Annotated in this window: 12 protein-coding genes; 4 read left to right on the top strand and 8 right to left on the bottom strand. The window is 62.3% G+C overall.

The annotated features are described in order from the left end of the window. The first annotated feature begins 3 nt into the window (after nt 1-3). The 3 genes from FNJ47_RS05530 to FNJ47_RS05520 all read left to right on the top strand — a co-directional run bounded on the left by FNJ47_RS05530 (nt 4) and on the right by FNJ47_RS05520 (nt 2,262). Nucleotides 4-1,599, top strand: a complete 1,596-nt coding sequence (locus tag FNJ47_RS05530; RefSeq protein ID WP_163151399.1) for an efflux transporter outer membrane subunit — start codon at nt 4-6, stop codon at nt 1,597-1,599. A gap of 39 nt (nt 1,600-1,638) precedes the next feature. Further along, nucleotides 1,639-1,839: a hypothetical protein gene (locus tag FNJ47_RS05525; RefSeq protein WP_163151397.1), complete on the top strand. Its 201-nt coding sequence runs from the start codon at nt 1,639-1,641 to the stop codon at nt 1,837-1,839. Nucleotides 1,840-1,929: 90 nt separating this feature from the next. After that, nucleotides 1,930-2,262 carry a hypothetical protein gene (locus FNJ47_RS05520; protein WP_163151395.1) on the top strand — a complete coding sequence of 111 codons (333 nt, stop codon included), beginning with the start codon at nt 1,930-1,932 and terminating at the stop codon, nt 2,260-2,262. A 121-nt stretch (nt 2,263-2,383) separates the two neighbouring features. On the opposite strand, the gene FNJ47_RS05515 is transcribed toward FNJ47_RS05520, so the two are convergent. From FNJ47_RS05515 to FNJ47_RS05495, 5 genes are all read right to left on the bottom strand, one after another. Then, nucleotides 2,384-3,472 carry a TRAP transporter substrate-binding protein gene (locus tag FNJ47_RS05515; protein ID WP_163151393.1) on the bottom strand — a complete coding sequence of 363 codons (1,089 nt, stop codon included), beginning with the start codon at nt 3,470-3,472 and terminating at the stop codon, nt 2,384-2,386. A gap of 292 nt (nt 3,473-3,764) precedes the next feature. Then, complete coding sequence (locus tag FNJ47_RS05510; RefSeq protein WP_163151392.1) at nt 3,765-4,853, bottom strand: TRAP transporter substrate-binding protein; 1,089 nt, start codon at nt 4,851-4,853, stop codon at nt 3,765-3,767. 300 nt (nt 4,854-5,153) lie between these two features. Beyond that, entirely contained in the window at nt 5,154-5,390 is a 237-nt protein-coding gene (locus tag FNJ47_RS05505) for a hypothetical protein (RefSeq protein WP_163151389.1), read from the bottom strand. Nucleotides 5,391-5,601: 211 nt separating this feature from the next. Further along, a complete protein-coding gene (locus FNJ47_RS05500) occupies nt 5,602-6,732 on the bottom strand; it encodes a P-loop NTPase (RefSeq protein ID WP_163151387.1) in 1,131 nt (376 codons plus the stop codon). Nucleotides 6,733-6,788: 56 nt separating this feature from the next. Then, nucleotides 6,789-7,226: a VOC family protein gene (locus FNJ47_RS05495; RefSeq protein WP_163151385.1), complete on the bottom strand. Its 438-nt coding sequence runs from the start codon at nt 7,224-7,226 to the stop codon at nt 6,789-6,791. 172 nt (nt 7,227-7,398) lie between these two features. Between FNJ47_RS05495 and FNJ47_RS05490 the strand changes: the two genes are divergently transcribed. Then, entirely contained in the window at nt 7,399-8,301 is a 903-nt protein-coding gene (locus FNJ47_RS05490; protein WP_347341616.1) for an NAD(P)-dependent oxidoreductase, read from the top strand. A gap of 192 nt (nt 8,302-8,493) precedes the next feature. Here the strand turns inward: FNJ47_RS05490 and FNJ47_RS05485 are convergent, their stop codons facing one another. The 3 genes from FNJ47_RS05485 to FNJ47_RS05475 all read right to left on the bottom strand — a co-directional run bounded on the left by FNJ47_RS05485 (nt 8,494) and on the right by FNJ47_RS05475 (nt 10,960). Continuing rightward, nucleotides 8,494-8,709 carry a helix-turn-helix domain-containing protein gene (locus FNJ47_RS05485; protein ID WP_163151381.1) on the bottom strand — a complete coding sequence of 72 codons (216 nt, stop codon included), beginning with the start codon at nt 8,707-8,709 and terminating at the stop codon, nt 8,494-8,496. A gap of 304 nt (nt 8,710-9,013) precedes the next feature. Beyond that, nucleotides 9,014-9,121 carry a KTSC domain-containing protein gene (locus FNJ47_RS54630; protein ID WP_163151379.1) on the bottom strand — a complete coding sequence of 36 codons (108 nt, stop codon included), beginning with the start codon at nt 9,119-9,121 and terminating at the stop codon, nt 9,014-9,016. Nucleotides 9,122-9,172: 51 nt separating this feature from the next. Next, a complete protein-coding gene (locus FNJ47_RS05475; protein ID WP_163151378.1) occupies nt 9,173-10,960 on the bottom strand; it encodes a retroviral-like aspartic protease family protein in 1,788 nt (595 codons plus the stop codon). Between the last annotated feature and the right edge of the window lie 461 nt (nt 10,961-11,421).

The following is an 11,421-nucleotide window of genomic DNA, read 5'->3' as shown; positions in this document are numbered from 1 at the left end:
CTGATGTCCGAGACCGTCACAAGGATCGTTGCCGCACTCGCGCTGTGCAGAAGGAGCGCCCTGCGTCCGGCGCTCGGCGCGGGCACTGCCGGGCTGTTGCTGGCAAGCTGCGCCGTCGGCCCGAATTTCGCGCCGCCGGCCGCACCGGACGTCGACCGCTACACGCCGGAGAAGCTGGCTTCTCCCAGCACCAATGCCGCGGGCCCCAGCGTGCCGAAGCAGCGTTTTGTCAGCGGAGAGGACGTGTCGCTGCGGTGGTGGACGGCATTCCGGTCGAAGCCGCTCGACGAGTTGATCAAGATGTCGGTCGAGCACAATCCGTCGCTGCAATCGGCCGAAGCGGCGATCAGGGTCGCGCAATACAACGCGCTGGCCCAGCGCGGGCTATTCTTCCCGCAGATCGGCGCAAACTACACGCCGTCCCAGCAGCAGATTTCCGGCGCATCGAGTTCGGGTCCGGGCGGCCAGTCTCCTTCGGTATTTTCGCTTCATACCACGCAGCTGAACGTCAGTTTCGTGCCGGACATCTGGGGCCAGAATGTTCGCGCGGTCGAGAGCCTCGACGCGATTTCCGAGCAGCAGATGTTCCAACTGGAAGCAGCCTACCTCACGCTGACGGCAAACGTCGTCACCGCGGCGATCCAGGAAGCATCGCTTCGCGGCCAGATTGCCGCGATCCAGCGCGTCGTGAAGATCGAACGCGGCATTCTGGAGATCGTGAAGAACCAGTTCAACGCGGGCAGCGCCGCCCAGGTCGACGTGCTGGCGCAGGAAGCCGCGCTGGCCCAATCCGAGCAACTCCTGCCGCCGCTCGAAAAGCAGCTTGCCGTGCAGCGCGACCTCCTGACTTCGCTGGCCGGGCAATTCTCTGCGGACGAAATCCTGCAGAAGTTTACGCTCGACCGCCTCGCACTCCCTGCAAACCTGCCGGTGAGCCTGCCGAGCAAGATGATCCGCCAGCGTCCGGACGTCAGGGCCGCGGAGGCGCTGCTGCATTCGGCGAACGCCCAGATCGGCGTGGCGATCGCAGCCCGCCTGCCCAACCTCACGATCACCGGAAATGCGGGAACGGCGGCATTCAGCCTGGCCGAGTTGTTCACGCCGGGAACCAGCTTCTACGTCATCGCGGCGAGCGCGACCCAGCCGCTGTTCGATGGCCTGACGCTCTACCACAAGCAGAAGGCCGCGGAGGCCGCGGTGGACCAGGCCGACGCGCTCTATCGTCAGGCCGTCGTCACGGCGATGCAGAACGTCGCCGACGCCTTGCGAAGTCTGCAAGCCGACGCCCGCGCGTTGCAGGCCGCGGTCAAGGCCGAACTCGCCGCAAAGGCCAGCCTCGACATCATTCAGAAGCAGCTTGCTCTCGGGCAGGTCAATCAGGTGGTCGTGCTCAATGCCCAGCAAGTCTATCTGACGGCCGCAGTCGTCCGCGTTCAGGCCCAGGCGACGCGGCTCTCCGACAGCGCCGCCCTCTTCATGGCGCTTGGCGGCGGCTGGCCGACAAACTGCGCATCCAGCGACTGGCGCAAATGCGCCCTGGAGGACGTGCCCGCGGCCACGCCGCAGCAGGTCAGCGAAAACGGCCCCCCTGCCCGCTGATGGGCGCCGCACAAGATTGTTGATTGAAGGAGCCGACGAATGAAAAACATGCTCACCCAGGCAGCCATTCTCGTTGCGATCTGGGCGGGACCCGCTGCCGCACAAAGCGCGATCGGCGGTCCCAAAAAGCAAAGCAATGTCGGCGGGCCCACCGTCCAGAACAACCCGGTGGTCCGGACCACGCCGGGTGGCGCATCAACGCCCCCATCAACGCCGCCCAAGCCATCGCCGAAGAAATAGGGCCCGCTTCCGCAATCGAGTTGGCTTCCGGGATTGCACCCGATCGGCTCGAAGGACCGACAGCCTCGCCAGCGTCACGATGAGACAAATATGAAAACTACAACGCTCCTGTTTCTCATCGCTGCGGCGTCAGTCATAACGGCACCGGACGTCAACGCGACGCCTGCTTACGTCGCGACGCTGTCGTTGCCGCATCCCGCACACGTCGATCGGGTTCGCCTCGCGTGCGACCAGGACTGCAATTGCTGGCCAACGCGCTATCAGCAACGAATTTATCGTCGGAAGATCGACGAGCTAGAACGTCAGGATCCGAATTACTGCCCGGGTGGCGGGCACTATAACGGCCATTACCGCACCGGACCGACCACCGGATTGAGCTTCGAAAGCCGCCTTCCGGTGCGCTCGCACCCGTTTCCATTTTGACCGATCTGGTCGTGCCGGGCAGGCCTGACACGGTGTGATCATTTGCCTGGCCCGCGCCAGGCCTAACAAGAAACCCCGGAGCAAGCTCCGGGGTTTTTGCTCGCGCGGAAGATGAGTAATGTCACGCTTGCGAGTGACGCGCCATGAAATTGTCGTAGCCGACCTCGGCGACCTGAAACCATTGATAGCCGTTTTTGGAGAACGACGTCAGCGACTCATAGACCTTCTTGAAGTTGGCATTGGTCGCCGAGACCTCGCTGTGCAGCTCCTTGGCGGCCTTGAAGGAGGCTTCCATCACCGGCGCGGGGAACGGATGCAGCTTGGTGCCGGCGGCGAGCAGCTTCTTCAGCGCGATCGGGTTGGCCTGATCGTAGCGCGCCATCATCCAGTTGTTGGCGAGATGGCCGGCCTGCTCCAGCACGTGCTGATAGTATTTCGGCAGTGCGTTCCACTTGTCGAGATTGACGATCGCGAGCAGCATCGGACCGCCTTCCCACCAGCCCGGGAAGTAATAGTGCGGCGCGACCTTCTGGAAGCCGAGCTTCTCATCGTCATAGGGACCAACCCACTCGGCACCGTCGATCGTGCCCTTCTCCAGCGCCGGATAGATGTCGCCGCCCGCGAGCTGCTGCGGGACGCAACCGAGCTTCTGCATCACGCGCCCGGCGAAGCCGCCGATGCGGAATTTCAGGCCCTTGAGATCGTCGACGCTGTTGATCTCCTTGCGGAACCAGCCGCCCATCTGGCAGCCGGTATTGCCGGCAAGCAGCGAGGTGACGTTGTAGCTTTTGTAGAACTCGTTGAGCAGCTCCCTGCCGCCGCCCAGCATGTACCACGCCTGATTGAGCCGCGAGTTCGGGCCGAACGGCACCGACGAACCGAAGGTGAAGGTCGGGTCCTTGCCGAAATAATAATATGAGGCGGTGTGCCCCATCTCGACGGTTGCGCTTTGCACGGCGTCGAGCACCTGCAGGCCCGGCACGATCTCGCCGGCGGCAAAGGTCTGGATCTGGAATTTGTTGTCGGTGGCTTCACCCACCGCCTTGGCCATCAGCTCGGCACCGCCATGCAGCGTGTCGAGCGACTTAGGCCAGCTTGTCGTCATGCGCCATTTGAGCTCGGGCATCGATTGCGCGATCGCGGGCGCCGCAATCGTGGCCGCTCCCGCAACACCCAGGCCCGTGACCTTGATGAAATCTCTTCGCTTCATTGTTGAATCCTACCCTTGTCTGGTTGTGTCGCCGAAGCGTCGACCGGCTTTCGCGGTGTCGCGCTCGCTCTTCTTTGCCGTCACGATCGAAGTCCGATCGCGGGCTGCCTTCATGCCGAGGCTTGGGCGCAAGCATGGAACATCCCCTCCCCGAACGCCAGACGCAAAAAGCCCGGCCTCCTTGCGAAGGCCGGGCTACTTAAGTCGAAGCTCTTGGGCCTCGATCCTTGGATCGAAGCTCGTGGTTCTTATCTGGATGCGTTCTCTTGACGCGAACGCTGGTCCGGTTCGATCAGCCGCGGGTGCGCGAGCGGATCATGAAGCTGTCGAAGGTGTATTCGGCGACCTGCCACCACAGATACTGGTCGGAGCGGTACGCCTGCATGGCTTCGATCGACTTCTTGAAGTCGGCATTCTTGGCCGAGATTTCACCCCACAGCTCGTTGGTCGCCTTGAGGCAGGCCTCGAGCACTTCGTTGGTGAACGGACGCAGCTGCGTGCCGCCGGCAACCAGCCGCTTGAGCGCCGACGGGTTCTGCATGTCGTAGCGTGCAGCCATCCAGCTGTTGGCGTTGGCGGTCGCGTTGGTCAGGATCGCCTGGTAGTTCTTCGGCAGCGCGTTCCACTTCTCCAGGTTGATGAAGGAGTGCACGGTCGGACCGCCTTCCCAGAAGCCCGGGTAGTAGTAGTACTTGGCGACCTTCTGGAAGCCGAGCTTTTCGTCGTCATACGGACCGACCCACTCGGCGGCGTCGATGGTGCCCTTTTCGAGCGCCGGATAGATGTCGCCGCCGGCGAGCTGCTGCGGCACCACGCCGACCTTCTGCAGCACCTGGCCGGCAATGCCGCCGATGCGGAATTTGAGGCCGGAGAGATCGGCGACCGTCTTGATCTCCTTGCGGAACCAGCCGCCCATCTGCGTGCCGGTGTTGCCGGTCGGGAAACCGATCACGCCGAACTTCTTGAAGAACTCGTTGCCGAGCTCCTGGCCACCGCCCTGGTACCACCACGAGTTCTGCATGCGGGCGTTGAGGCCGAACGGCACCGACGCGTAGATCGAGAAGGTCGGGTCCTTGCCGACATAGTAGTAGGACACGGTGTGGCACATCTCGACGGTGCCGTTGGAGGTCGCGTCCAGCGCCTGCAGGCCGGGGACGATCTCGCCCGCCGCGAACACCTGGATCTGGAACTTGTTGTCGGTCATTTCGGCGACGTACTTCGCCACCTGGTCGGCGCCGCCATAGATGGTGTCCAGCGACTTCGGGAAGCTCGAGGTCAGGCGCCACTTGATTTCAGGCGAGGACTGCGCGATCGCCGGCGCGGCAACCGCCGTCGCGGCAGCACCGGCCGCAGAAACTTTCAAAAAATCACGACGCTTCATCGTAAGGCTTCTCCTTGAGGGGCGTTTCCCAGTGACCGCAAGCAGTTCTCCGGCACGACGCATTAATGGCCTGCCGAGGCGCTCTGGTCGGCCCTTTAACACGGAAGGAGCCTTCACGGAAACGCGACAATGGCATGACCGCACCAATTAAACGAAAGTCTGATGACGCGGGAAATTGGCCGAAAAATAAGGGCTCAGGACACCTCGCGGCCGCTGGCGGACCCTGCCGCCGACCGCGCGGTAAATCGCCGCGCGCGAGAGCCGTCCCGTTCACGCTCAACCACCGCGCTCTCGGGACAATCAGCGCCGCGTCGTCTCCCGCGATTTTTTGGCTTTATCGGCCAGATGTCGCCCGCGCCGGATCCAGCTTTGTGCGGTCGTCTTGCTGACGCCATACGTCTTCGAGATCGCCTCCGCGGCCTCGCCGATCGAGTCGGATTTCTTGGCAACGTTGAACGCCGCCCGCGAGGCCTCTTCGCGCTTCTCCCGCGTCAGATGTTTGCGGCGTGTCTTGTTTGCTTCGCGTGATGCTGCCATGTCGATGGCCGCCCCACGGCCCCTGCGCAGTTTCGGCTTCCCCCGTGGCCGCCTTCGACTGGTGGAAGGATGGTACGATTCGGCCGGTGCCACACAAACATACAGGCCGGAGCCGATTCAGCAATCGTCCAAAGGCGACAGGCCTGTGAAGAAGGACCCGAGCATCCTGGCCCTTCATGACCCATCGGCCCGCCCGGACAACCGGGCAGGCTCAGGCCGAGGCGATGACGCCTTGCAGCTGCTCCCGGACCTTGCCGCCGATCGCGCGGTAAATCGCCGCGTGCGGGCCGTCCGGTTCGCTCTCGACCACCGGGTTGCCGGAATCGGAGGCGGTGCGGATGGCGATGTGTAGGGGGACTTCGCCGAGGAACGGCACCCCGAGCTTCTCGGCCTCGTGGCGGGCGCCGCCATGGCCGAAGATGTCCGAGCGGGTACCGCAATGCGGGCACTGAAAATAGCTCATGTTCTCGACGATGCCGAGCACCGGCACGTTGACCTTCTTGAACATCGCCAGTCCCCGCCGCGCGTCGATCAGCGAGAGATCCTGCGGGGTCGAGACGATGACGGCCCCCTTGAGCGGGACGTTTTGCGCTAGCGTGAGCTGGGCGTCGCCGGTGCCGGGCGGCATGTCGACGACGAGCACGTCGAGCGTGCCCCAGGCGACGTCGCGCAGCATCTGGGTGATCGCGGACATCACCATCGGCCCGCGCCAGATCATCGCGGTGTCCTCCTCGACCAGGAAGCCGATCGACATGATCGCCAGGCCGAAGCGTTGCAGCGGGATCATCTTCTTGTCGTCGTTGAGCTGCGGCTTCTCGCGGATGCCGGTCAGCCGCGGCACCGACGGGCCATAGATGTCGGCGTCGAGCAGCCCGACGCGCAGGCCGAGGTCGCGCAAGCCGAGCGCGAGGTTGAGCGCCGTGGTCGACTTGCCGACCCCGCCCTTGCCGGAGGCAACCGCGATGACGGCGGAGATGCCGGGGATCTCGGCCTGACGGGCCATCGGCGATTGCGCACCGGGCGGGTGCGGGTGACGGTGTGCGGATGCGGGCTGGACGCCGCCGGCCGGCCGCGGCGCTGGTGCCGCAGCACCGGCCTTGCGCTCCGCGGTCAGCGCGATCATCGCGACGCTGACGCCGGGAATGGCGCGCACGGCGTTCTCAGCCTGCGCACGCGCGCTTTCCCACGCGCGGGCCTCCGCCGCATCGACGTTGATCGAGAAGAACACCTTGCCGTCGGTGACCGTGATCGCCGACAGCACATTGGCGTTGGTCAAGGGGACGCCGCGCGGCGACATCACCTTGGCAAGGCAATCGAGAACCTGTTGCTGCGTCACGCTCACCGCGCATCTCCTGGAAAATTCAAGAGTGCACCCATAGAGCGTTGCAGCGCAAAAGGCTACCTCGCTCCGACGTCGTCCCGCCGCTCGGCCGGCGCGGCCGAGGCCCCTTCCTTGGCGGCCTCGTAGTTCAGCTCGATCATGACCCCGTTGGGGTCGTTCACGAAGATCTGCCAGAGATCGCCGCCGGGAACCTGGCGCGAGTCGAATTCCATGCCCTTGGACTGAAGCCGCTTCCGCATCCCGTCAAAGCCGTGACTGGCAAAGGCGACGTGATGGACGACGCCGGAGTCCGGCTTTTGTGCCTCGTCGGTCGCCGAAATATCGACCAGATGCACGACAGCCTTGCCCTCGCTGTACATCCACGCACCGGGGAACGCGAAGTTCGGCCGCGCGCCCTTTTCCAGGCCCAGAATGTCCTCGTAGAACCGCACCGTGGCGGAGAGATTCCGGGTCCGGATATTGAAATGATCGAGCACACCGACGCTCATGCCCATGCGATACACTCCCTTTTTTGTGAGCTTCTTTGGTCGCCCGATCCTAGCACAAAACCAGGGTCTGCCATCCAACGAAGCCGTTGCCCTCCGCTGCGCAGGGGGTATGGTGCGGCTCCTTCCATGGACGGAATGCCCTGCCCGCCGCGACGTTTTCCGGCGGTCCTAAGGGGCGATCACCACGGCAAATCACAAGGTATCAGACATGGCTAAAGTCGCTTTTCTCGGTCTCGGCGTAATGGGTTTCCCGATGGCGGGACACCTCGTGAAAAAGGGCGGCCATGAGGTCACCGTGTACAACCGGACCGCAGCGAAGTCGAACGAATGGGCCGACAAGTTCGGCGGCAAGACTGCGCCGACACCGAAGGCCGCCGCCGAAGGCCAGGACTTCGTGATGTGCTGCGTCGGCAATGACAACGACCTGCGCGCGGTCACGATCGGCCCCGATGGCGCGTTCGCCGGCATGAAGAAGGGCGCGACCTTCGTCGATCACACCACCGCCTCCGCCGAGGTCGCCCGCGAGCTCGATGCCGCCGCCACCAAGGCCGGCTTCAAGTTCGTCGATGCGCCGGTGTCGGGCGGCCAGGCCGGCGCCGAGAACGGCGTGCTGACGGTCATGTGCGGCGGCAGCGAAGACGCCTACGCGGGCGCCGAGCCTGTTATCACCGGCTCTTATGCGCGGATGTGCAAATTGCTCGGACCGGCAGGCGCGGGCCAACTGACAAAAATGGTCAACCAGATCTGCATCGCAGGCCTGGTGCAGGGCCTCTCTGAGGGCATCCACTTCGCCAAGAAGAGCGGCCTTGACGTCGCTGCCGTGATCGAGACCATCTCCAAGGGCGCAGCGCAGTCCTGGCAGATGGAGAACCGCTACAAGACCATGAACGAAGGCAAGTACGATTTCGGCTTCGCGGTCGAGTGGATGCGCAAGGACCTATCGATCGCGCTGGCGGAAGCCCGCCGCAACGGTGCGACACTTCCGGCAACCGCGTTGGTCGACCAGTTCTATGCCGAGGTCGAGAAGATGGGCGGCAAGCGCTGGGATACGTCGAGCCTGTTGGCGAGGTTGCAGCGCTAACTCCTCGCATTGGCCTGGGTGACCCGCGCGAGCGGGTCACCTGCCATGCGGCGTCGTCTCGCGAAGGCGAATTCCCCCTTGAAGGTGCGCGCTGCCAAAATATCGAAAACAACCCCATGCAAAGGAGCTGGCGGGCCGCCGGCATTCGACATGGCAACTTGACATGTCGGGCAAATCAGGGGCACACTTCCATTATTCCGAAATTGTAACTTCTGGCTGGCGGTTTAGTGGCCCGGGCTTCCGGTTCAATCCATCTGGCCCTTCGGTCTTCCAGGCCTTGACCCAGTCATGGAGACTCTTGCGGGAGATTCCAAGTTCGCGAGCCACGGGGAGCACACCTTCGCCCCGTTCGATCGCTTTAATTTTGTAAGCTGTCGGAAATTGACGTTTCTTTCCTCGTCCTGCCACAGGTCATCCTCGAAATGCCTGTCACTGTAATTATCGTGTCTCACTTCAGGGGTGCAGTCCAGCACCGTCACCGTAATCGCGGGGGCTCTTCCGACACGCGGTGCTGGCGATGAATCTTGCGTATGAGGTGCACGCCACGCGCTCCTTGATCGCGGATGGCGCCTTCGAGAACGATGTCGAGACAGCATCACAAGCTGCTTTGATTGCCGCCGCTGCCCGTGCATAGATCGCTTTTGCTTTGGCGGCGTCTACGGCGGCGCGCTCGCTAGATTTGGTCCCGGCACCGTTCGCTGACGCTGGCACCCTATGCGTCCGTCATACGGGCCATCCGCACCGGTCCCCTTGATTTTCTGATGTAGAATTGCCCCATCGAAGGTGCGGCAAGGAACGCGTCGAGTACGGCCGGCGGCAACTCGCAATAGTGGTAGTACGTGCCGATGAGATCATCCTTGAGTGTGAGACTTTATTGAAGGACAAGTTCGTGGTTTACGTTGTCCTGCGACCAAGACCTGAACCTATTCAAAAAGGACTGTCCAAGCAGCAAAGGGGCATTGGCGCGTGCGATGCTTGCGTGAACATTGGTCACCGTTCGATCTCCAACCTTCAAAGATCTGATGATAAATGTCCTCGATGAGACAATCGAACCATCAGCAAGGCGATGGTTCGCCGATCCAGTAAAGTCGCTTTCGTTGATCGTGCCGGTCCTCATCAATGTTTGAGCAACATTGGCTGGGATCGAAACGTCAGAGGCTCCACTGTCAACAACGAAGTTTAACTTCAGGGTATCGTTTATGAGAGCGGGCACGTAAAAGGTCCCATTGCCTGAAACCATCCTCACGCGCGCGTCGCCCGCGGATAGTTCGGTCACTATCTGAGGTGCCGCGGGCCGAAGGACGCCGAGACGGGCCAATGCCGCCTGGGCAAAACGATTTCCGTGATCTGCGGCTAGCCTGTACAGGCGGGCGGCTTCGCGCTCATCTTTTACTAACCCGCCATCGCCGCGCTCGTATGCAGCTCCTAGATTTGCCTGACCTTGAGCGTTGCCACCCTCTGCAGCCATTTTGAAGAACCGTACAGCCTCGACAACATCTTTCGGCAGTCCTCCGACTCCACCCAAATAGGCAAGTCCTAGATTCGCCTGCGCCTGCGCATTCCTGTGTTCTGCTGCGAGCTTATAAAGCCGTACTGCTTCGGTCTCGTCCCTAGTTAACCCACCGGAGCCGCGCAAATACGCCGCGCCCAAGTTAGTTTGCGCCTGATCGTTGCCTTGTTCAGCTGACAGTTTGTAGAGACGCACAGCTTCACGATCGTCTCTTGCCAGCCCGCCCGCTCCACGCTCATAGGCAAATCCGAGGTTCACCTGGCCAACGGCGTTACCTTGGTCAGCCGAAAGCTTAAAAAGTCGTACGGCTTCGCGCTCGTCTTTCGATACCCCTGCGTGACCTCGCGCGTAGGCAAGCCCAAGATAAGCCTCTCCGAGAGCATTACCTTGGTCGGCCGATAATTTGTACAGTCGGCCCGCTTCGCGTTCATCTTTGGTGACTCCGCCGCGTCCCTCGAGATAAAAGATCCCGAGATAGACTTGCGCGAAAGCGTTACCACGCTCTGCTGCCGTTCTGTATAGACGGGCGGCCGCGTACTCATCTTTGGCTAAGCCGCCACGTCCCGTTTGATATAATCTGCCGAGATTATATTGCGCTGACGCGAAGCCCTGATCTGCGGAAAGCCTAAAAAGACGGGCGGCTTCACTATCATTTTGGGGCAGCCCGCCGCGTCCCCCTAGATAAAGAACTCCAAGGTCGTTTTGACCTTGCGCATTCCCGTGATCTGCAGCGAATTTCGAGAGGCGGAGCGCTTCGGCGTCATCCTTCGGGATGCCGCCCTCGCCAATCAGATAAAGCGACGCCAGGTTGGCCGCACCTTGAACGTTGCCACCCTCGAACGCCTTGGCGTATTGCCGCCGGGCCGCATCAACGTTCTTTGCGGCCTGATATGCCCGACCAAGCTGGAGGGCAATCCTGGGCTCGTTTGGGGCCACCTTCGCTGCGCGCTCGCATGCATCGATTGCGACCTGTGCGACGATCTTTTCAGAACTGACGCCAGCGACTCCCGCTGGTCGCGTGCTATCAAATGGATGAGCCGCAACTTGATCGCAGGCTGCTAGAAGTTCAACGACCGGCTTCGCGGCAGCGGAAATAGAGGAACAACCAAATCCAATCAAGAGTCCGACGGAGATACAAATCAGCCTCACCGCACTCCTCCCGTGAGACGAACTGAAAGTGTTTCGCTAAAATAAGACCAAGCCTATCCGTCCGGCTCGCTCCTGCCAATGCCGGATGTTCGGGAAGATGTGCGGCGGCAAGGCGAAAACTCTCGGTTGATTAAGAAATCCCGCTCCTCTAGGGACAGCTCGCGCCCGCCACAGTATCCCTTCGCCTGTCCCGCTGGAGGCCTGACGCGCGGCCAGGGAGGGCCCCCTCTGGGAGCTGAGCACAGCTGCGAGGTGTCCTTGCTGGTCGCTGCCCAGCCGAACGCCAATCGACGCTCGCCCCGATCCGCGCCAGTCGTCTCTTTCGAGATGACCGGGATTACGGCGGATCACCTGCCCTGCGGCGGCATCCCCCGATGTTCGCAAGCGCTGCGGCGCTTGCAATTGCGCGCCATTTGCGCAGCGGCGCACCGCCCCTGCAAAAGTTAATTTAACCTCTGGTT

The organism is Bradyrhizobium uaiense (genome assembly GCF_010811875.1).
Classification (GTDB): Bacteria; Pseudomonadota; Alphaproteobacteria; order Rhizobiales; family Xanthobacteraceae; genus Bradyrhizobium; species Bradyrhizobium uaiense.
The sequence above is the reverse complement of the archived record's forward strand: the minus strand, read 5'-3'. Positions and strand labels throughout refer to the sequence as shown.